This is a genomic window from Pseudomonas cannabina (assembly GCF_900100365.1).
Classification (GTDB): Bacteria; Pseudomonadota; Gammaproteobacteria; order Pseudomonadales; family Pseudomonadaceae; genus Aquipseudomonas; species Aquipseudomonas cannabina.
In genome coordinates this window covers 4,092,327-4,112,128 of the sequence record NZ_FNKU01000001.1, presented here as the reverse complement: position 1 = coordinate 4,112,128, position 19,802 = coordinate 4,092,327, and the positions used below count along the sequence as shown (strand labels likewise).

Below are 19,802 nucleotides of genomic sequence, written 5' to 3'. Positions count from 1 at the left end.
TCATGAAAAGCCAAACCGTGCGTCGCTGGTCCATCGTTCATACCTGGAGCAGCCTGATCTGCACCCTGTTTCTGCTGATGCTGGCGATAACGGGCCTGCCGTTGATCTTTCATCATGAAATCGATCACCTGCTGGGCGACGCGCCGCAGTACCGGGAGATGCCTGCCGACACACCGCGCCTGGACCTGGAGCAACTGACCCGAGCTGCCGAAGCGTATCGTCCCGGCGAAGTGCTGCAGTATTTCGGCTGGGACGACGAAGACCCCAACGGCGTGATGGCGATCACAGCCGCCACGGCAGGCACTGAGCCCAATTCATCGCACACCTTCGCGCTGGATGCGCGCAACGGCGAGGCGCTGGAAATACCGTCGGCCAATGGCGGTTTCATGATGGTCATGCTGCGCCTGCATGTCGACATGTACGCCGAGCTGCCCGGCAAACTCTTGCTGGCTTTCATGGGGCTGCTGTTTGTGGTGGCCATCGTGTCCGGAACGGTGCTGTATGCACCGTTCATGCGCAAACTGGAGTTCGCGCAGGTGCGCGCCAACAAATCCCGACGCACGCGCTGGCTCGACCTGCATAACCTGATTGGTGTGGTGACGCTGACCTGGGCGCTGGTCGTCGGCGTGACGGGGGTGATCAGCGCCTGCGCCGACCTGTTGATTGCCTCGTGGCGTAACGACGCGCTGGCGACAATGATCGCGCCGTACAAAGGCGCGCCGCCACTGACCCAGCGCGCTCCGGCGACGCGTTTGCTGGAGATCGCCGAATCGGCTGCGCCCGGCATGCAGGCTGACTTCATCGCCTTCCCCGGTACGCGCTTTTCCAGCGAGCACCATTACGCCGTGTTCCTCAAGGGCAATACTCATCTGACGGCACACCTCGCAACACCGGTGCTGATCGACGCGCAAACCCTGCGTGTCACCGCTGTGGTCGAGCGCCCTTGGTACATGGATGCGCTGGGCATGTCGCAACCGCTGCACTTCGGTGATTACGGCGGCATGCCGATGAAGATTCTCTGGGCGGTGCTGGACGTACTGACCATCATCGTGCTCGGCAGCGGGGTTTACCTGTGGTGGGTCAGACGCCGCGCCGCGCGCTCAGTGCCTGCTATCCAGGCGCAGGTGGCGCAATGAGTTCAAGGCCGTCACGGTTCTGGAAGACCTTTGCGATCCCCGGCGCGATTGCTTTGCTCACGGCAACAGGCCTGTTCGCGGCGCTGCTGGGTGACGGCTGGTGGGACACGCTGGCCTGGGTGGGTATGGGGATTTCGGGCGGGTTGAGTCTCCGGGGGTTGCTGACGCGGCACAGCGGATCGACACACTGATTGCGGACCTGCGACACGCTGACTAGTCTAGGGACCTGTCTCATTCGAGGAACACCCATGTCAGCGCCCACGATGACGTTGTATTTCAACGCTGCTTCGCCCTTTGCCCGCAAAGTAGTGGTGATGCTTCACGAAACCGCTCAGCTCGAGCGCGTGCAGTTGCAGCCCACCGTGTTGACGCCGGTCAGCCCGTCTGCCGAACTCAATGAAGACAACCCGGCAGGCAAGCTCCCGGCATTGCGCCTGGCTGATGGTAGTGTGATTCATGACAGCCGGGTCATTCTTGATTACCTGGACCACCAGCACGTGGGTCTGCCGCTGATCCCCCGTGAAGGCTCGACACGCTGGAGACGCCTGACCTTGGCCTCGCTGGCCGATGCGGTGCTGGACGCCGCTGTGCTGATCCGTTATGAAACCGCTTTGCGCCCGCAGGAAAAACACTGGGACCAGTGGCTGGACAATCAGCAACAGAAAATCGAACGTTCTTTGAGCTACTTCGAAAACAATGCGATCACTGAACTCAGCTCATCATTCGACGTGGCCTCCATCAGCATGGCGGCCACATTGGGTTATCTCGACTTCCGCCAGCCTGACCTGAACTGGCGCAACAGCTATCCCGAGCTGGCTAAGTGGTATCTGGAAGTCAGCCAGCGGCCGTCGATGCAAACGACCCAGCCGCCGGTTTGAGTCAGGGCTGTCGTTCCTCACGCATCAGCGCGCGTCATAGGTCTGAGCCGCGCCGCGTGTTCGGATTGGACGCAGAGCGTCCAGAACGGCATGCGACGCGGAGCGTCGCACGATAGTTACGCTTTAGCTCAGACACCTATCGTTCCGCACGCTCCAGCGTGGGAATGCCTTGCGTGACGCTCCGCGTCACAGATATGCACTGCGCCGCACGATAGTGCAAGGCAATAAAAAACCTCAGCAATCAGGCTCGTCAGCCGTATAACGACGGGCCGGGTTGACTGCTGCGTCGAATTCACGCAAAGCCTTGGCGCCGATCAGCAGCGGGAAATTGAAGTGGCTGCGATCCACCAGATTCACTTCGACCGTGCGTTTCTTGTTGCCGAGGCACAGCTCCAGGTCCACTACCGGCCGCTTGGCAGCGTTCACGCCATCATCGTCCTCGTCATCGCCTTCAGCGCGACCCTTGATCTTGCTGATCCGTGAAACCTTGTGCTCGTACACTTTGCCATCCGCGCCTTTGCTTGCGAGACGGAAGCGTACCCAGTCATCGCCATCCCGCTTGAACAGCTCGATGTCTTTGGCCGACAGCGATGCGGTCAGCGCGCCGGTGTCCATTTTGGCTTTGAAGGTCTGGCCTATTTCCAGCACCTTGATGTTCTCGTAGCGGCCATACAGCGTGGGTTCAGCAGCCATGACCGGCAGAGCCAGCAGGGACAACAGCGCCAGAATCGGTTTCACGTGAGAGGTTCCTCGCAATGGGCAGCGCCGAATCGGCGCCCGTTTTTAGACAGCGAACCTTAGGTTGGTTCGGCAGAATGAATGTAGAACCAGCATACGGACGATTGCGTGAAACATTTGTAAGCACCTGTGTAATTGGCGTAAAACGCGAGGGTCTTTATTATTGCCGCCCCTGAACCTTCAAGAGTCCGCTATGCGCCGTCTGCTCACCGGCTGTTTCGTCACACTTCTGCTGCTGGTCAACACTTTGGTGCTGATCGGACCCTTGCTGATTCTCGCCCTGCTCAAGTTGATGCTCTGGGGCCCAATGCGTGATCGCTGCTCACGCGCGGTCATGTGGATAGCCGAGACTTGGGCCGAGATCGACAAGGCCATCTTCGCGACCTTCATACCCACCCGATGGGACATCCGCGGCGATGAAGGGCTGCGCGGCGACACGTCTTATCTGGTCATCAGCAACCATCAGTCGTGGGTCGACATTCCCGCATTGATCCAGGCACTCAACCGCCGCACGCCGTTCTTCAAGTTCTTCCTGAAAAAAGAACTGATCTGGGTGCCGTTGCTGGGCCTCGCGTGGTGGGGGCTGGATTACCCGTTCATGAAGCGCTACAGCAAGGCTTTTCTGGCGAAGCACCCGGAACGCAAAGGCGAGGATCTGGAAATCACCAAGGCGGCCTGCGAGTTGTTCAAGCGCCAGCCGGTGACCATCGTCAATTACCTGGAAGGCACGCGCTTCACGCCGGCCAAACATGCCGCTCAGGCTTCACCCTACACGCACCTGCTCAAGCCCAAAGCGGGTGGTGTCGCCTTCGTGCTGGCCGCGATGGGTGAGCAACTGGATGCCATTCTGGACGTCACGGTGGTCTATCCGGGCTCAGGCATTCACGGGTTCTGGGACATGCTCTGCGGACGGGTTGCCAAGGTGATCGTCGACATCCAGACCCGCGAGCTGGACCCTGCGCTGTGGCAGGGCGATTACGAGAACGACCCGATGTTTCGCGAGAAAGTGCAGGGCTGGGTCAATCAGCTCTGGATTGAGAAAGATGCGCGTATTGCGGCGTTGCGGCTGGAGCTGTCCGGGCACTGATAGATCTGACAGGTAGACGAGACGTAACGGGTGGATGAGACTGGCCTCTGGTTCTGCGAGAGGTCATTCTCATGTCATCGCCCGATGTTTCGCTGCTTGGCGTGTACCACTACGACGCACTGGACCGGCTGGCAAGCATAGTGCCTGCGGGGCAGGAAGTGGTCAGGCGATTTTATTTAAACAACCGTCTGGCCACAGCGATACAGGGTGCTTCCCGGCATTCTGTCGTTCAGGCAAAAGATCTTTTGCTGGCATTGCGCCGGGTAGATTCTGGTCAGGTTCTTTTCGATGTGCTCGCCACAGATCAAGCAAACTCGGTGCTGCACAGCCTTGAGGCCATGCGAAATCAGTCGTTTGTCTACAGCCCTTATGGTGCGCGATCCCCACAAACGGCTTCATCTGGCGTCCCTGGTTTTACCGGGCAGGCGATTGACCCACTCACTGGCCATTATTTGCTGGGGAACGGGGTTCGCGCGTTCAATCCGACGCTGATGCGCTTTAAGGAGACGCTGAACAATTAACCCGTTCGCACCGTCCCCATTTCCAAGCCGGTTTTTTTCAACCTGCCGGCCTTATTTTACGTTTCTCGAGCAGATTTCTGCCCTCATTTTGCTGAAAGGCGGGCCAGTCCCGCCTTTCAGACGGATTTATCCTGCCGTCTGTTGTAAATACCGCTTGGCCAGCATCAGATTGGCCAACCCAAACAAACTGAACAACTGCGCTGTATTCTTTTCCAGCCCACGGTAGCGAACCTTGCGATGATTGAAGCGCACCTTGATTACCTGGAAGGGGTGCTCGACCTTGGCACGCAGTTGCGCCTTGGCATATTCAATTTTGCGCTTGACCCGATACAGCACGCTGCCTTCGCCGTGCTGCTTGTAACTGCTTGGCCGTTCTGCAATCGACCAGATAACGTCCCGTTCAGCATGCTCCGGTCGCTTGGCCGCACCGGTGTATCCAGCGTCACCCGAAACATAGGTTTCGTCACCGTGAAGCAACTGGCCAACCTGGGTGACATCCGCCACGTTAGCGGCCGTCCCTACTACGCTGTGCACCAGCCCCGACGTGGCGTCTACACCAATGTGGGCCTTCATCCCAAAGTGCCATTGATTGCCTTTCCTGGCCTGATGCATCTCAGGATCACGCTTGCCTTCTCGGTTCTTGACCGAGGGCGGCGCGGCGATCAGAGTAGCGTCGACGATAGTGCCTTCCTTGAGCAGCAGCCCCCGGCTGGCCAGATGCTGGTTAATCGTTTCAAACAGCAGCCGGGTTAGCTGATGGACTTCCAGCAAGCGGCGAAAACGCAGCAAGGTGGTGGCATCCGGTGCAGACTCGCGACCCAGGTCGATACCCATAAAACCGCGGATGGCCTGGCTGTCGTAGACGGCATCTTCGCAACCTTCATCGGAGAAACCGAAACACTGCTGCACGACGTACATGCGCAACATGCGCGACACCCCTATCGCAGGGCGTCCGCGCTTGCCTGCGGTGTTGCTATAAAACGGCGCCACTTGCGCCTCCAGCAGGGCCCAGGGCACCAACTGTTCAAGGTCAGCCAGGAAGCGATCTCGGCGAGTCTGCTTTTTCTTGCCGGTATATTCGAGTTCGGAGAAGGTCTTCTGCACGCGCGTAACGCTCACGGAGAGGGAGGCTGTTGAAGGAACTTAGTGTGCCAAGGGTGGGGACAGTTGGCTATTTTTGCAGCGCCTCCTTAACAGTCCAGATGCATTAAGCCCTTTTGGCGAGGGTGGGCTGAATGGCTATGCCTATTGTGGAGGGGATCCGGTTAATTACAGTGATCCGACGGGGCGTTCCCCGCTTTCCGGGCTACTGGTAATAACACTAATACGCGCCAAAAACCTTAATGCCTTCAAGACATTGACGAGGAAAGAATTGATAATGACTGTTCGTCATACCGTGACGAGGAATAAGAGTTACTCAGGAAAAATAATGGGTCCTAGACGGTACCTTGATGAAGCTATAAACAATCTGGCTGACCCTTCTGCCCCTTTCGTTCAGAATGTCAAAGGTGTCAACTTAAACTTGGCCAGCTATAAGGATAAGAATCTATCAATGTTCCATGCCAAACAATATGCGAAACTTGCAAGGCAAGTCAGTGCAGGCGAAATAAGTAGTACAAGCGCCCACTTCAAATCAGCTTTTTTGTGGTATCGGAGACTGACTAAAGAGGGGCTAAAGTCAGCCCCTGTCGTTGGAATGGGCTTCAATATAGTAGGTGGTTTGGCCTCAGGTCCTATTGAAAAGAACATGTTTAAAACAGGGGAAATATTGCGTAAGAACAGCTCGGGCGTCCGCCGACCTTGACGCTTAAGGTTAGCTACCCGCACCCCATAACCCACTCAAACTCTGCAATGCCGAACCGCTGGCACCTTGCTGCCCGAGGTATTGCAGAATCAGCGGGGCAAACTGGCTGACCATCGTGCTGTCCATGCCCAGCGCCTTGAAGGCGTTGTTCACGTCACCCATGTTCTGCACGTTACCCAGCGCGCTGTTGAGCATCGAGTTATTGCCCGATTTGCCCAGCAAGCTGCCCAGCCCGTTTGCGCAACCCAGGCTTTCCAGCGCAGACGTGCCAGACATCTGCTCCAGGCCGGGTACCGATTTGGCCAATTGGGAGAAATCCGCGTTGCTCAGTTTGTTCTTCGCCAGCCCGAGCAAGGCGCCGGTTCCGCCGACAGCCTGTTCAGGGGTGACATTGAGCTGCGTGCCGAGGGTATTGAGCAGCCCCGCGACTTCGGGTGCCGCCGTGGCTTTCTGATTGCCATTCGTGGCATTGGTGACCGCATTCGCGGCGTCATTCAGATTGAAGGCAAACACCGGGCTTGCCGCCAGCGCCATCAACGTTACCAAAGCCATGCCGCGTGCAGTTTTCATTGCGTCACCTTTATCAAAACCGGAACCGCCCCTGAGTGGGCGGTAAAGCACTCGGTTTGACTGGAAGAACAGGGGCTTGTTCCCGGCGTGCCGAAGACAGGCCATTATTTCATTGCGCCAACATCAGCGCCGGCAGGCGAAGTGATGTACCTAGTAGTTCTGCTAGCTGTGCAGCACGAGATCACCCGCCCAGAATCATGACGTTATCGTTGATTTTTATGGGTGATTTCCATGTCTTCCGACAATCGTGTCGTGCTCTGCACATACCGTTACGACGCAACGGATCGCTTGGCCGACTGCTCGCCTGCGGGGCAGGGCAGGGCAGGGCAGGGCAGAGCTTTGCTGTTTTATCAGAAGAGTCTCTTGGCGACACAGATTCAGGGACCCATACAGCATACGCTTCTGCGTACGGACGAGTATTTGTTAGCGCAGCGGCGTACGGAAAACAATGAGAGCGATAGCGCGTTGCTGGTGACCGATCAACAGCAGTCCGTGATCGCAGCTCAGGGTTTGGCGTTTGCTTATACGCCTTACGGCCATCGTCATCCTTCAACAGGGCCGATGAACCTGCCGGGCTTTACAGGTGAGCGAGTTGATCCGGTGACGGGGCATTATTTGCTGGGCAATGGCTATCGGGCGTTTAACCCGGTGTTGATGCGGTTCAATAGCCCGGACAGTCTGAGCCCGTTTGGCGAGGGTGGGTTGAATGCGTATGGGTATTGTGAGGGGGATCCGGTTAGTAGGGTTGATTCGAGTGGGCACTGGCCCGTATTTCTAAAAGGCCTATTGCGGGGGCTAGGTCTGATGAGAAAAGTCAGCCCCGATTCTCAGAAAACTGCTCAAAGTCTTAAGTTTATACATCTAAGGAGGCGCTGCAAAAATAGCCAACTGTCCCCACCCTTGGCACACTAAGTTCCTTCAACAGCCTCCCTCTCCGTGAGCGTTACGCGCGTGCAGAAGACCTTCTCCGAACTCGAATATACCGGCAAGAAAAAGCAGACTCGCCGAGATCGCTTCCTGGCTGACCTTGAACAGTTGGTGCCCTGGGCCCTGCTGGAGGCGCAAGTGGCGCCGTTTTATAGCAACACCGCAGGCAAGCGCGGACGCCCTGCGATAGGGGTGTCGCGCATGTTGCGCATGTACGTCGTGCAGCAGTGTTTCGGTTTCTCCGATGAAGGTTGCGAAGATGCCGTCTACGACAGCCAGGCCATCCGCGGTTTTATGGGTATCGACCTGGGTCGCGAGTCTGCACCGGATGCCACCACCTTGCTGCGTTTTCGCCGCTTGCTGGAAGTCCATCAGCTAACCCGGCTGCTGTTTGAAACGATTAACCAGCATCTGGCCAGCCGGGGGCTGCTGCTCAAGGAAGGCACTATCGTCGACGCTACTCTGATCGCCGCGCCGCCCTCGGTCAAGAACCGAGAAGGCAAGCGTGATCCTGAGATGCATCAGGCCAGGAAAGGCAATCAATGGCACTTTGGGATGAAGGCCCACATTGGTGTAGACGCCACGTCGGGGCTGGTGCACAGCGTAGTAGGGACGGCCGCTAACGTGGCGGATGTCACCCAGGTTGGCCAGTTGCTTCACGGTGACGAAACCTATGTTTCGGGTGACGCTGGATACACCGGTGCGGCCAAGCGACCGGAGCATGCTGAACGGGACGTTATCTGGTCGATTGCAGAACGGCCAAGCAGTTACAAGCAGCACGGCGAAGGCAGCGTGCTGTATCGGGTCAAGCGCAAAATTGAATATGCCAAGGCGCAACTGCGTGCCAAGGTCGAGCACCCCTTCCAGGTAATCAAGGTGCGCTTCAATCATCGCAAGGTTCGCTACCGTGGGCTGGAAAAGAATACAGCGCAGTTGTTCAGTTTGTTTGGGTTGGCCAATCTGATGCTGGCCAAGCGGTATTTACAACAGACGGCAGGATAAATCCGTCTGAAAGGCGGGACTGGCCCGCCTTTCAGCAAAATGAGGGCAGAAATCTGCTCGAGAAACGTAAAATAAGGCCGGCAGGTTGAAAAAAACCGGCTTGGAAATGGGGACGGTGCGAACGGGTTAATTGTTCAGCGTCTCCCTAAGAGGGTGTAGACAAAATCATGTAGTGAGTCGGCGCGCGAGTATTCGAGCCTCGGCCAACCAAACCCATGCCTCGCTTACCGCAAAAAGGCGATCATGATGCATGATCAGTCGCCGAGCTCTCTCATTCCAGGCATGAGTTCGCTCCACTACCCATCGCTTGGGCATGACCACAAATCCAGTCTGAACAGGCTCCACGGAAAATAGATCGCCTTGTTCAGAGTGCCATTGCCCTGTTCTTCTGTTATTCGGGCCACGGATCACTTGAACATCGATAGCGTGCAGTTGATGGGTGCGCTGTGCCCATTTTCCTGCGTACGCACTATCAACAAAAAGCGTGCTCAGTGACGGATATTTTTCCTTCGAGTACGCCACCGCATCATCCGCCGCGTCACGATCCTGCACGCTTGCAGCACTGATACTGACAGCCAGCAGCAGGCCCAATGTATCGACAATCAGACTTCGTTTACGCCCCTTCACTTTTTTGCCTGCGTCGTAGCCGCTGTCACCGCCTTGAGGAGAACTGCGGGTCGACTGTGAATCCAGGATCGCTGCTGACGGGCTGTCAGCGCGTTCTTCCCGCTCACGCCATTGAGCTCGCAAGCGATCATGCATTTGCTCGAACTTGCCTTGAGCGCTCCACCGGCGGAACGTTTTGTAGACATTGTCCCAATGAGGAAAATCGCGGGGTAGCATTCGCCATGAGCACCCCGTGCGTACGACATAGCAACAGGCTTCCAGCAACGTGCGCCGAGAGTGAAGCGGTGGCACTCCTCGTCCGCCCTGGCTTTCAAACAGGTCGGCGACCAGTGCCCACTCGGTATCTGTCAAGCAACTCGGATATAGCTGCTCCGGCAGTTGGCGGCGGTGGGTTTCATTGTAGCCATAGGCTTTATTAGGTTCAGGTGACTGAAAACTTCCCTTGGCCCGCTGCTTTACACGCGTAATCCCTGCCATTTTCAACGCTTTTGCAAAGGTGTCGGGATGCGCAGTGATACCGGTTTCGGCGAAGAATACGAGCGCCAATTCGGCCTGGCTGGAATAGGGCTGTGCATGAGCGAGTTTCACCAGCACGGGATAGTGCTCGGCGGCAATCGAGCGAGGACGTCCGGTTTTAGGCATGGCTTGAGGGCTATTCAGACAAGGGAGTGAAAGTTTAATTTATTTTGTCTACACCCTCTAAGTAATCGTCGGAGTCTGGCCAGCAACGTTAATGTATATGATAGGGTAAGAGGCGGCGGAAAGTTAGAGTTGGTAGTTGATGCTCATGGCTACGATTCGTCCATACATGGTGGCCCAAGAATGTTGATGGGGCAACAGCCCGTGTCTCCAAATAAGCTTGATCTAAAGCTCAGGCAGCAGGACGTAAAATTCGATAGCTATGAATCCGTCCATCTTTTCATGTGCAACTCAGCGACGGATGGACCTGAGTCGTTTGCTGCTGAATTTTCCAAGCTCACAGGTCTGCCTGTCAAAGCTTACCGCGGAAAAGTCATAGGTAATGGTCCTGCCAAGATTCGCAGGTATGAAAATCGGCAATACGAGACAGTTTTCAGATTAGGCATTCATAAAAAAAATAGATTTGAAATAGGCGGTAATTTATATAAAAGTCTTTCATATGATCCCGTTTGGTTCACGCCTTTTTAATATTTTTCATGGAGGTTTATATGTTTCAAAAGGGCGGTATGAACCGCCCTTTTTTTGAGCCTACACCCCACCAAACAACCCATGCGGATCAATCACAAACTTCTTCGGCACGCCCGCATCAAACTCGCCATAACCACGCGGCGCATCGTCGAGGCTGATCACCTCAACACCCACCACGTCGGCGATCTTGATGCGGTCCCACATGATGGCTTGCATCAGTTGGCGGTTGTATTTCATGACCGGGGTCTGGCCAGTGTGGAAGCTGTGGGATTTGGCCCAGCCCAGGCCGAGGCGGATGCTCAGGCTGCCCATCTTGGCGGCAGCGTCCACGGCACCTGGGTCTTCGGTGACGTACAGGCCGGGGATGCCGATCTTGCCAGCAACGCGCACCACGCCCATCAATGAGTTGAGCACGGTGGCAGGTGCTTCGGCCTGCGCCCCTGCGTGACCATGCCCGCGAGCCTCGAAGCCCACGGCGTCGATGGCGCAGTCGACTTCCGGTTCGCCAAGCAGGGCAGCGATCTGTTCGTGCAGCGGCGTGTCCTGAGACAGGTCGGCAATTTCGAAACCCTGGGCCTTGGCGTGGATCAGGCGGGTCGGGTTGACGTCGCCGACGATCACCACCGCTGCACCCAGCAAGCGTGCCGAAGCGGCAGCGGCCAGACCGACCGGGCCAGCGCCTGCAACGTAGACCGTGCTGCCAGGGCCAACGCCTGCGGTCACTGCGCCGTGGTAGCCGGTTGGCAGGATGTCGGACAGGCAGGTCAGGTCGCGGATTTTTTCCATGGCCGCGTCGCGGTCCGGGAGTTTCAGCAGGTTGAAGTCTGCGTAAGGCACCAGCACATACTCTGCCTGACCACCGACCCAGTCGCCCATGTCGACATATCCGTAAGCACCACCGGGACGGGCCGGGTTGACGGTCAGGCAGACGCCGGTATTTTGCTCCTTGCAACTGCGGCAACGACCGCACGCCACGTTGAACGGCACAGAGACCAGATCACCGACTTTGAGGTGTTCAACGTCGCGACCGGCTTCCAGCACTTCGCCGGTGATTTCATGGCCCAGCACCAGCCCGGTTTGCGCCGTCGTGCGGCCACGTACCATGTGCTGATCGGAGCCGCAGATATTGGTGGAAACGACGCGCAGGATGACGCCGTGTTCGATGCGCTTGCCGCGTGGGTCTTCCATTTTCGGGAAGGGGATGGATTGCACTTCGACCTTGCCAGCGCCGAGATAAACTACACCGCGATTACCAGACATACGTGTCGCCTCGCTTTTATTGTGGTGAAGCAGATTTAGAGCAGAGAAAAACAGTTGCAAGCTTCAAGCGGCAAGAAATACTGATCGCTTGCAGCTATAAAACCACCGTCCTGTTGGCGTTGAGAAACACCCGTCGTTCGATGTGATAGCCCACCGCGCGGGCCAGTGTCAGCCCTTCGATGTCCCGACCTTTGGCAATCAGGTCTTCGGGGTAGTGGCTGTGATCGACCACTTCCACGCCCTGGGCAATGATCGGGCCTTCGTCCAGATCGTTGTTGATGTAATGCGCTGTTGCGCCCACCAGTTTCACGCCTTTGTCGTAGGCCTGATGGTACGGTTTGGCGCCTTTGAAGCCGGGCAGCAGCGAGTGATGAATATTGATCGCCTTGCCATCCAGCTTGCGGCAAAGGTCCGGTGACAGGACCTGCATATAACGCGCAAGGATCACCAGTTCGGCGCCAGAATCTTCAATGACCTGCCAGACCTTCGCTTCCTGCGCGGGCTTGTCGTTCGGGTCCAGAGGGAAATGGTAGTACGGAATTCCGTGCCAGCGAGCGAGCGGTTCGAGATCCGGGTGGTTGGACACCACGGCGACCACGTCCATGGACAGCTGATTGATGCGCTGACGGTAGAGCAGGTCGTTCAGGCAGTGATCGGCCTTCGAGACCATGATCACTACTTTTGGCCGGTAGTTGGGCGCTGTGAGTTCGAAAATCATGCCGAACGCTTCGCCCCGTTCGCTTAGTCCAGCCTTGAATGCCTGCTCGTCGAACGCCTCCGGTTGACGAAACTCCACGCGAATGAAGAATCGCCCCGACAGGCGATCATCAAAGGAGTGGTGCTCGGTGACGTAGCAGCCCTGCTCGAACAAAAAGCGGGTCAGCGCATCTACTGTGCCCAGCACGCTGGGGCAGTCGGCGGTCAGAATCCATGTGTCCGGGGCGCGGCTCATTCAATCTATGCTCCTGAATATTTGTTATCCACAATCCAGCTGACTCTTGTGCCAATGCTCCGCGTTATCCACAAATTCAGTGGGAGCGCAGTGTTGTGTGGGAGTGAGCTTGCTCACGAAGACGATGGTCCAGACGCCTTATTTTCGGGGGCTGTACTGGCCATTTCGTGAGCAAGCTCACTCCCACAGGAGTCTTCATTGAAACTGACACGGCGGTTTCCAGGCTCTTCACGCCTGAATGCTTAGCCCATACTCGGCGCTCGCATCCTGCAACCGCAGCCACCAGTAATCCGAGAAGCTGCGGCGCACCAGCAGTTCCCAGGTCTATTCGCCGGTCCGGCGTCTTCGCGGACGAGTCCGCTCCCACGGAATACTGCGCTTTTGTGGGAGTGAGCTTGCTCACGAAGACGATGGTCCAGACGCCTTATTTTCGGGGGCTGTACTGGCCATTTCGTGAGCAAGCTCACTCCCACAGGAGTCTTCATTGAAACTGACACGGCGGTTTCCAGGCTCTTCACGCCTGAATGCTTAGCCCATACTCGGCGCTCGCATCCTGCAACCACAGCCACCAGTAATCCGAGAAGCTGCGGCGCACCAGCAGTTCCCAGGTTTCTTCACCGGTCCGGCGGATCACCAGTTGTGATTTCGCGAACACTGTCCCGACCGCCTTGCCCACCGGAAAGTTGTTCGGGTGTACGTCGTAGCTGCTGGATTTCATCAACACCTGACGCACTTTCGGGCCGGTCAGCTCAAGGATCGACTGGCCACCGCTGACGTTGACGATGGCGATGTGCAGCCCTGTCAGTTCAGCACGCAGTTTCTGCTCCGCAGCGAATTCCTCGCCGCTCGGCACGATCAGCAGCCACTCATCCGGGCCGAGCCATTGCAGCGAGCTTGCGCCGTTGATGACCAGCATCAGTGCGGCTGGCAGTTCCATGCCCAGCGCCTTGTGTACGCCAGCGGCGAAGGCCGGATCATGCGCATCGCCCCGAATCGTGAGGTGGCCCAGCAGTTTCTTCTCGCGCAGAAACACGCCCGGACTGGCGCGGCCTTTGCCGATCAGGCTGTCGAGGCTGGCGTGGAACAACGGCGACTCGGCTTTGACATCGCTGGTCGGGCGCTGCTGGTAAACGTTGGCTGTGCTCATGATTCACCTGCTTTGAATGCTGTTTGGCCCGGCTGTTTACTCGACATTCTGCTGCTCGCCTTTCGGATCGAAGAACACCGACGAGACGATTTCGGCTTCGATTACGCTGCCATCGGCCAACGGCGCGAACACACGCTCGCCGATCCGCTTCAGGCCGCCTTTAACCACGCCCATCGCGAACGAATAGCCCAGCGAGTTGTGCGCATAGCTGGAGGTCACGTGGCCGACCATGCTCATCGGGATCGCCTGTTTGGTATCGAACACCAGTTGCGCACCTTCTGGCAGCCACTGGGTCGGGTCTATGGGTTTGAGGCCGACCAATTGCTTGCGCTGCTCACGCACACAGTCTTCGCGATTCATGCCGCGCCAGCCGATCCACGAGAACGGTTTGGTGCGGCCGACACACCAGCCCATGTTCAGGTCGTCGGGGGTCATCGAGCCGTCGGTGTCCTGACCGACGATGATGAAACCCTTTTCCGCACGCAGTACGTGCATGGTTTCGGTGCCGTAAGGCGTCAGGTTGTAAGGCTTACCCGCTTCGGCGATCTTTTCCAGAACGCCCATTGCATAGTCGGCCTGGATGTTGACCTCGTAGGACAGCTCGCCGGTAAACGAGATGCGGAACACCCGCGCCGGCACGCCTGCGACCAGACCTTCTTTCCAGGTCATGAACGGAAACGCTTCACGGTCCAGGTCGATATCGGTGACTTCGCTCAGCAGCTTGCGACTGTTGGGGCCAGACAGCGTCAGCGTCGCCCAGTGGTCGGTCACTGAGGTGAAATAAACCTTCAGGTCCGGCCATTCGGTCTGCTGATAGATTTCCAGCCATTGCAGGACACGTGCAGCGCCGCCGGTGGTGGTGGTCATCAGGAAATGGTTGTCGGCGAGGCAGGCCGTTACGCCGTCATCGAAGACCATGCCGTCTTCCTTGCACATCAGGCCGTAACGCGCTTTACCCACGTCCAGCTTGGTCCAGGCGTTGGTGTAGATGCGGTTGAGAAATTCGCGGGCGTCCGGCCCTTGAATGTCGATCTTGCCCAGTGTCGAGGCGTCCAGCAGGCCGACGCTGTCACGCACCGCCTTGCATTCACGCGCGACGGCGGCAGGCAGGTCTTCACCGTTCTTCGGGAAGTACCAAGGACGTTTCCACTGGCCGACGTCTTCGAATTCGGCACCGTTCTTGACGTGCCAGGCGTGCAGCGCGGTAAAGCGTACTGGCTCGAAGATATGCTTGCAGTGGCGCCCGGCTATTGCGCCGAAGGTCACCGGCGTGTAGTTGGGGCGGAACATGGTGGTGCCCATTTCCGGGATCGACACGTTCAGCGCACGGGCAGCGATGGCCAGGCCGTTGACGTTGCCCAGCTTGCCCTGATCGGTGCCGAAGCCCAGCGCGGTGTAGCGTTTGACGTGCTCGACGGACTCGAAACCCTCGCGGGTCGCCAGTTCGATGGCGGCGGCGGTCACGTCGTTCTGCAAATCGACGAATTGCTTGGGTGCCCGTGCAGTACCTTTTTCGTGCGGCACCTGGAACAGTGCCAGCGTTGGTTCTTCTGCGCGGCTGAGGGCTTTGGGCATCACGCCTTCAACAATCTTGAAGCCTGCTTCACTGGCAGCGCGCACGCCACCTTCGAAACCGTCCGCCAGGCTGTCGGCAAGGCTGTAAACACCGTTCACGCCACCCACGCAAATACGTTTCTGCGGCGCTTCGCCCGGTACGAAACCGAGGATGTCCTCACGCCAGACGGGTTTGCCTCCCAAGTGTGAGGCCAGGTGCACAATCGGGCTGTAGCCACCGGAACTGGCAACCAGATCGCATTCCAGCCATTCACCGGGGCTGGCAACGGTGTGCGCCTTGACGTCGATGGCGGCGACCCGTGCAGCGGTGACGCGTTTGCTGCCGCGGGCTTCGATCACCGCGCTGCCGGTCAGAATGCGAATGCCTTTGGCGCGTGCCTCTTCAACCAGCGGGCCGCGCGGATTGTGCCGTGCATCGGCAATCGCAACGACTTGCAGGCTGGCATCGAGCCAGTCCAGCGCGACGCGGTAAGCGTGATCGTTGTTGGTGGACAGCACCAGTTTTTTGCCCGGCGCGACACCGTAACGACGAACGTACGTCGAGATTGCACCCGCGAGCATGTTGCCCGGCACATCATTGTTGCCATACACCAGCGGACGCTCGTGAGTACCGGCAGCCAGCACCACGCGTTTGGCGCGCACCCGGTGCATGCGCTGGCGGACCATGCCGATGGGCGCGCGATCACCGAGGTGGTCGGTCAGGCGCTCATGAATGGTCAGGAAATTGTGATCGTGATAGCCGTTGACCGTAGCGCGTGGCAGCAACGTCACGTTGCGCAGGCTTTTCAGCTCGGCAACCACTGTTGTAACCCACTCGGCAGCCGGGTTGCCATCCAGACTTTCGCGGCTGTAGAGCAGGCTGCCGCCGAACTCTTCCTGCTCGTCGGCGACAATCACTCTGGCGCCGCTGCGACCCGCAGCCAGCGCAGCGGCCAGACCAGCCGGGCCTGCGCCGACGATCAGCACGTCACAGTGCTGGTTCATCGCGTCGTAACTGTCCGGATCGTTTTCGGTTGGCGAACGGCCCAGGCCTGCGGCCTTGCGGATGTACTTCTCGTAAGTCATCCAGAACGATTGCGGGTACATGAAGGTTTTGTAGTAGAAGCCCGGTGGCATCAGTTTGCCGCCGACCTTGCCGAGAATGCCCATCACATCGGTATTCACGCTCGGCCAGCCGTTGGTGCTGGTCGCCACCAGCCCGGCATATAGCGCTTGCTGGGTGGCCCGCACGTTGGGGATCTGCGTCGCTTCGGTCGCGCCGATCTGCAACACGGCATTCGGTTCTTCCGAGCCTGCCGCGAAGATGCCGCGCGGCCGGGAGTACTTGAAACTGCGACCAATGATGTCAACGCCATTAGCCAGCAGCGCGGACGCCAGCGAGTCGCCTTCAAAGCCCTGGTAGGTCTGGCCGTTGAAGGTGAAGTTCAGCACTTTGCTGCGGTTGATGCGGCCGCCGTTGGGCAGGCGATTGCTCTGGCTCATGCCTTTTCTCCCTGATCCGTGAACTGTGGCTTGCTGCCAATCGGATAGGTTTCGAGAATTTCGTAGGTCACCGTGTTGCGCGTCATATTGAAGTACTGACGGCAACCGGCGGCGTGTATCCATAGCTCATGGTGCAGGCCACGCGGGTTGTCGCGGAAGAACATGTAGTCGCCCCATTGCTCATCGGTGCAGGCGGCGGGGTCCAGCGGGCGCGGGATATGCGCCTGGCCGGACGGGTGGAATTCCTCTTCGGAGCGCAGTTCGCCACAGTGAGGACAGAAGATATGCAGCATGGTCGGGTTCTCCTGTTAGTGGGCTACGGCTGCGGCGCCGTGTTCGTCGATCAGCGCGCCATTGTGGAAGCGGTCGATGGAGAAGGGCTTGGCCAGCGGGTGCATTTCGCCTTTGGCCAGGCTGGCGGCAAACACGTTGCCCGAGCCCGGCGTGGCCTTGAAGCCACCGGTGCCCCAGCCGCAGTTGAAGAACATATTGGGTACCGGTGTTTTGGAGATGATCGGGCAGGCGTCCGGTGTGGTGTCGACGATGCCGCCCCATTGACGGTTCATGCGCACGCGGGACAAGACTGGAAACATCTCGACGATGGCCTGAATGGTGTGTTCGATCACCGGGTACGAGCCGCGCTGGCCGTAGCCGACCCAGCTGTCGATACCGGCACCGATCACCAGATCGCCTTTGTCGGACTGGCTGATGTAGCCGTGCACGGCGTTGGACATGATCACGCTGTCGATAATCGGTTTGATCGGCTCGGAAACCAGCGCCTGTAACGGGTGTGACTCGATCGGCAGACGAAAGCCTGCCAGCTTGGCCATGTGCCCGGAGTTACCGGCCGTGACGACACCAACGCGTTTGGCACCGATGAAGCCCTTATTGGTCTCGACGCCGATGCACACGCCGTTTTCCTTGCGAAAACCGATCACTTCGGTTTGCTGAATCAGGTCTACGCCCAGAGCGTCGGCAGCGCGCGCGAAGCCCCAGGCCACGGCGTCATGACGGGCCACGCCGCCACGGCGTTGCACGGTCGCGCCGATGATCGGGTAACGGGTGTTTTTCGAGCAATCCAGGTACGGGATTTCCTCGGCGACCTGCTTGCCGTTGAGCAGTTCGCCATCCACGCCGTTGAGGCGGTTGGCGCTGACGCGGCGTTCGGAGTCGCGCATGTCCTGCAAGGTGTGACACAGGTTGTAGACGCCACGCTGGGAGAACATGACGTTGTAGTTCAGGTCCTGAGACAGGCCTTCCCACAGTTTCATCGCGTGTTCATACAGATGCGCCGACTCGTCCCACAGGTAGTTGGAACGCACGATGGTGGTGTTACGCGCCGTGTTGCCGCCGCCCAGCCAGCCTCTCTCGACCACTGCCACGTTGGTGATGCCGTGCTCTTTGGCCAGGTAGTAAGCGGTCGCCAGACCGTGTCCGCCGCCACCGACGATCACCACGTCGTAGACTTTCTTCGGCGTTGGCGTGCGCCACATGCGCTGCCAGTTTTCGTGATGGCTGAGGGAATGCTTGAGAAGGCCGAAGCCTGAGTAATGCTGCATGTAAGGCTACTCCTGACTCAGCGATAAACCGGGAAATCGGCGCACAGGGCTGCGACCTGGCTGGCGACGTTGGCCTCGACATCGGCGTCGCCGAGGTTATCGAGAATGTCGCAGATCCAGCCTGCCAGTTCGATGCACTGGGTCACCTTGAAACCGCGAGTGGTAACGGCCGGGGTGCCGATGCGCAGGCCCGAGGTCACGAAGGGTGACTGCGGATCGTTGGGCACCGAGTTTTTGTTGACCGTGATGTGCGCACGACCCAGCGCGGCGTCGGCATCTTTGCCGGTCAGGCCCTGACGGATCAGGCTGACCAGAAACAGGTGGTTGTCGGTACCGCCGGAGACCACGTCGAAGCCACGATCGATGAACACCTGCGCCATGGCTTGCGCGTTATCGATGACCTGCTGCTGATACGCCTTGAAGCCAGGCTCCATCGCTTCCTTGAAACACACGGCCTTGGCGGCGATGACGTGCATCAACGGGCCACCCTGACCACCGGGAAAGACGGCGGAATTGAATTTCTTCTCCAGCTCTTCGTTGGCCTTGGCCAGGATCAGGCCGCCGCGTGGGCCGCGCAGGGTTTTGTGGGTGGTGGTGGTGACCACGTCGGCATACGGCAGCGGATTGGGGTACAAACCGGCGGCGACCAGACCGGCGACGTGGGCCATGTCGACGAACAGATAAGCGCCCACTTTGTCGGCTATTTCGCGAAAACGGGGGAAGTTCAGCGTCTTCGAATAGGCCGAGAAACCGGCAATGATCATTTTTGGCTGACATTCGACGGCGATGCGCTCGACTTCGTCGTAATCGATCAGGCCGGTGGTGGTGTCGATGCCGTACTGCACAGCGTTGTACAGCTTGCCGGAAAAACTGACCTTGGCGCCGTGGGTCAGATGGCCGCCGTGGGCCAGGCTCATGCCCAGCACGGTATCACCCGCCTGCAGCAGCGCCAGATAGACAGCGGCGTTGGCCTGGCTGCCGGAGTGCGGCTGAACGTTGGCATAGTCGGCACCGAACAGCTGTTTGGCGCGCTCGATGGCCAGTTGCTCGACCTTGTCGACATGCTCGCAGCCGCCGTAGTAACGCTTGCCGGGATAGCCCTCGGCGTACTTGTTGGTCAGGCCGCTGCCTTGAGCCTGCATCACGCGCTTGCTGGTGTAGTTTTCCGAGGCGATCAGCTCGATATGGTCTTCCTGACGCTGCTCTTCGGCGTTGATGGCCGACATCAGTGCATCGTCATAACCCTGAATCTGGTCTTGCTTGCTGAACATCGCGGATCTCCCGGCGGCGGCGCTGCGCCTGACTTTTTGGTCGGGCCGAACAGAGCCCTCTGAGAGCGATGGTAGGGCCGGACCAAAGACGCCAAATGC

18 protein-coding genes and 3 pseudogenes are annotated in these 19,802 nt (G+C 58.4%); 9 read left to right on the top strand and 12 right to left on the bottom strand.

Annotated elements, in window-relative coordinates; all coding sequences use genetic code 11:
* Window positions 1-2: 2 nt before the first annotated feature.
* The 3 genes from BLT55_RS19395 to BLT55_RS19385 are packed head-to-tail and all read left to right on the top strand — an operon-like array spanning window position 3 to window position 2,014.
* On the top strand, window positions 3-1,136 hold the full coding sequence (locus BLT55_RS19395) for a PepSY-associated TM helix domain-containing protein (RefSeq protein WP_054999081.1): 1,134 nt from the start codon (window positions 3-5) through the stop codon (window positions 1,134-1,136).
* Window positions 1,133-1,327 (top strand): hypothetical protein, encoded by a 195-nt coding sequence (locus BLT55_RS19390; RefSeq protein WP_054999080.1) that lies wholly within the window; start codon window positions 1,133-1,135, stop codon window positions 1,325-1,327. Before BLT55_RS19395 ends, BLT55_RS19390 begins: the two co-directional genes overlap by 4 nt.
* 57 nt (window positions 1,328-1,384) lie before the next feature.
* Window positions 1,385-2,014 carry a glutathione S-transferase family protein gene (locus BLT55_RS19385; RefSeq protein WP_054999079.1) on the top strand — a complete coding sequence of 210 codons (630 nt, stop codon included), beginning with the start codon at window positions 1,385-1,387 and terminating at the stop codon, window positions 2,012-2,014.
* Between the two features lie 234 nt (window positions 2,015-2,248).
* Here BLT55_RS19385 and rloA2 read toward each other — a convergent pair whose 3' ends face one another.
* Entirely contained in the window at window positions 2,249-2,752 is a 504-nt protein-coding gene (rloA2, locus tag BLT55_RS19375) for a retropepsin-like aspartic peptidase RloA2 (RefSeq protein ID WP_007248078.1), read from the bottom strand.
* A gap of 193 nt (window positions 2,753-2,945) precedes the next feature.
* Between rloA2 and BLT55_RS19370 the strand changes: the two genes are divergently transcribed.
* On the top strand, window positions 2,946-3,839 hold the full coding sequence (locus BLT55_RS19370; protein WP_054999078.1) for an acyltransferase: 894 nt from the start codon (window positions 2,946-2,948) through the stop codon (window positions 3,837-3,839).
* A gap of 71 nt (window positions 3,840-3,910) precedes the next feature.
* Window positions 3,911-4,339 (top strand): annotated as a pseudogene (locus tag BLT55_RS19365) (RHS repeat-associated core domain-containing protein); the annotation flags it as partial.
* 147 nt (window positions 4,340-4,486) lie between these two features.
* On the opposite strand, the gene BLT55_RS19360 reads toward BLT55_RS19365, so the two are convergent.
* Window positions 4,487-5,464: an IS5 family transposase gene (locus BLT55_RS19360; RefSeq protein ID WP_007247761.1), complete on the bottom strand. Its 978-nt coding sequence runs from the start codon at window positions 5,462-5,464 to the stop codon at window positions 4,487-4,489.
* Window positions 5,465-5,738: 274 nt separating this feature from the next.
* Here BLT55_RS19360 and BLT55_RS33505 point away from each other — a divergent pair, with 274 nt between their 5' ends.
* Window positions 5,739-6,164, top strand: coding sequence for a hypothetical protein (locus BLT55_RS33505; RefSeq protein ID WP_162235005.1), 426 nt, complete (start codon window positions 5,739-5,741; stop codon window positions 6,162-6,164).
* Between the two features lie 9 nt (window positions 6,165-6,173).
* On the opposite strand, the gene BLT55_RS19350 is transcribed toward BLT55_RS33505, so the two are convergent.
* Entirely contained in the window at window positions 6,174-6,734 is a 561-nt protein-coding gene (locus BLT55_RS19350) for a DUF2780 domain-containing protein (protein ID WP_055002129.1), read from the bottom strand.
* 231 nt (window positions 6,735-6,965) lie between these two features.
* On the opposite strand from BLT55_RS19350, the pseudogene BLT55_RS19345 reads away from it, so the two are divergent.
* Both BLT55_RS19345 and BLT55_RS19340 read left to right on the top strand, forming a co-directional pair.
* A pseudogene (locus BLT55_RS19345) lies at window positions 6,966-7,496 on the top strand (RHS repeat-associated core domain-containing protein); the annotation flags it as partial.
* Between the two features lie 189 nt (window positions 7,497-7,685).
* Window positions 7,686-8,663: an IS5 family transposase gene (locus BLT55_RS19340; protein ID WP_007247761.1), complete on the top strand. Its 978-nt coding sequence runs from the start codon at window positions 7,686-7,688 to the stop codon at window positions 8,661-8,663.
* A 165-nt stretch (window positions 8,664-8,828) separates the two neighbouring features.
* Here the strand turns inward: BLT55_RS19340 and BLT55_RS19335 are convergent, their stop codons facing one another.
* Window positions 8,829-9,932: an IS5-like element ISPsy19 family transposase gene (locus BLT55_RS19335; protein ID WP_004663854.1), complete on the bottom strand. Its 1,104-nt coding sequence runs from the start codon at window positions 9,930-9,932 to the stop codon at window positions 8,829-8,831.
* 129 nt (window positions 9,933-10,061) lie between these two features.
* Here BLT55_RS19335 and BLT55_RS19330 point away from each other — a divergent pair, with 129 nt between their 5' ends.
* The gene (locus BLT55_RS19330) at window positions 10,062-10,457 is read left to right on the top strand and encodes a hypothetical protein (protein WP_139206408.1); all 396 of its coding nucleotides are present in this window, start codon (window positions 10,062-10,064) and stop codon (window positions 10,455-10,457) included.
* Between the two features lie 60 nt (window positions 10,458-10,517).
* Here the strand turns inward: BLT55_RS19330 and fdhA are convergent, their stop codons facing one another.
* From fdhA to glyA, 8 genes and pseudogenes are all read right to left on the bottom strand, one after another.
* On the bottom strand, window positions 10,518-11,717 hold the full coding sequence (gene fdhA, locus BLT55_RS19325; protein WP_003379921.1) for a formaldehyde dehydrogenase, glutathione-independent: 1,200 nt from the start codon (window positions 11,715-11,717) through the stop codon (window positions 10,518-10,520).
* Between the two features lie 94 nt (window positions 11,718-11,811).
* Window positions 11,812-12,669, bottom strand: a complete 858-nt coding sequence (gene purU, locus BLT55_RS19320; RefSeq protein WP_055002028.1) for a formyltetrahydrofolate deformylase — start codon at window positions 12,667-12,669, stop codon at window positions 11,812-11,814.
* A 228-nt stretch (window positions 12,670-12,897) separates the two neighbouring features.
* Window positions 12,898-12,993: pseudogene (locus BLT55_RS32425) on the bottom strand (sarcosine oxidase subunit gamma family protein); the annotation flags it as partial.
* Between the two features lie 190 nt (window positions 12,994-13,183).
* Window positions 13,184-13,816, bottom strand: a complete 633-nt coding sequence (locus BLT55_RS19315; RefSeq protein ID WP_074800760.1) for a sarcosine oxidase subunit gamma — start codon at window positions 13,814-13,816, stop codon at window positions 13,184-13,186.
* 36 nt (window positions 13,817-13,852) lie between these two features.
* Entirely contained in the window at window positions 13,853-16,873 is a 3,021-nt protein-coding gene (locus BLT55_RS19310; RefSeq protein ID WP_054999890.1) for a sarcosine oxidase subunit alpha, read from the bottom strand.
* Window positions 16,870-17,166, bottom strand: coding sequence for a sarcosine oxidase subunit delta (locus BLT55_RS19305; protein WP_003379926.1), 297 nt, complete (start codon window positions 17,164-17,166; stop codon window positions 16,870-16,872). Before BLT55_RS19305 ends, BLT55_RS19310 begins: the two co-directional genes overlap by 4 nt.
* A 15-nt stretch (window positions 17,167-17,181) precedes the next feature.
* Complete coding sequence (locus tag BLT55_RS19300; protein ID WP_054999889.1) at window positions 17,182-18,432, bottom strand: sarcosine oxidase subunit beta family protein; 1,251 nt, start codon at window positions 18,430-18,432, stop codon at window positions 17,182-17,184.
* A 17-nt stretch (window positions 18,433-18,449) separates the two neighbouring features.
* Window positions 18,450-19,703: a serine hydroxymethyltransferase gene (gene glyA, locus BLT55_RS19295; RefSeq protein WP_054999888.1), complete on the bottom strand. Its 1,254-nt coding sequence runs from the start codon at window positions 19,701-19,703 to the stop codon at window positions 18,450-18,452.
* Between the last annotated feature and the right edge of the window lie 99 nt (window positions 19,704-19,802).

Bases quoted from the DNA above. Each gene is read 5' to 3' on its own strand.
- purU (WP_055002028.1), bottom strand. From the start codon at position 12,669: ATGAGCCGCGCCCCGGACACATGGATTCTGACCGCCGACTGCCCCAGC.
- BLT55_RS19390 (WP_054999080.1), top strand. From the start codon at position 1,133: ATGAGTTCAAGGCCGTCACGGTTCTGGAAGACCTTTGCGATCCCCGGC.
- glyA (WP_054999888.1), bottom strand. From the start codon at position 19,703: ATGTTCAGCAAGCAAGACCAGATTCAGGGTTATGACGATGCACTGATG.
- BLT55_RS19310 (WP_054999890.1), bottom strand. From the start codon at position 16,873: ATGAGCCAGAGCAATCGCCTGCCCAACGGCGGCCGCATCAACCGCAGC.
- BLT55_RS33505 (WP_162235005.1), top strand. From the start codon at position 5,739: ATGACTGTTCGTCATACCGTGACGAGGAATAAGAGTTACTCAGGAAAA.
- BLT55_RS19350 (WP_055002129.1), bottom strand. From the start codon at position 6,734: ATGAAAACTGCACGCGGCATGGCTTTGGTAACGTTGATGGCGCTGGCG.
- BLT55_RS19335 (WP_004663854.1), bottom strand. From the start codon at position 9,932: ATGCCTAAAACCGGACGTCCTCGCTCGATTGCCGCCGAGCACTATCCC.
- BLT55_RS19305 (WP_003379926.1), bottom strand. From the start codon at position 17,166: ATGCTGCATATCTTCTGTCCTCACTGTGGCGAACTGCGCTCCGAAGAG.
- fdhA (WP_003379921.1), bottom strand. From the start codon at position 11,717: ATGTCTGGTAATCGCGGTGTAGTTTATCTCGGCGCTGGCAAGGTCGAA.
- BLT55_RS19315 (WP_074800760.1), bottom strand. From the start codon at position 13,816: ATGAGCACAGCCAACGTTTACCAGCAGCGCCCGACCAGCGATGTCAAA.
- BLT55_RS19395 (WP_054999081.1), top strand. From the start codon at position 3: ATGAAAAGCCAAACCGTGCGTCGCTGGTCCATCGTTCATACCTGGAGC.
- BLT55_RS19385 (WP_054999079.1), top strand. From the start codon at position 1,385: ATGTCAGCGCCCACGATGACGTTGTATTTCAACGCTGCTTCGCCCTTT.
- BLT55_RS19300 (WP_054999889.1), bottom strand. From the start codon at position 18,432: ATGCAGCATTACTCAGGCTTCGGCCTTCTCAAGCATTCCCTCAGCCAT.
- BLT55_RS19370 (WP_054999078.1), top strand. From the start codon at position 2,946: ATGCGCCGTCTGCTCACCGGCTGTTTCGTCACACTTCTGCTGCTGGTC.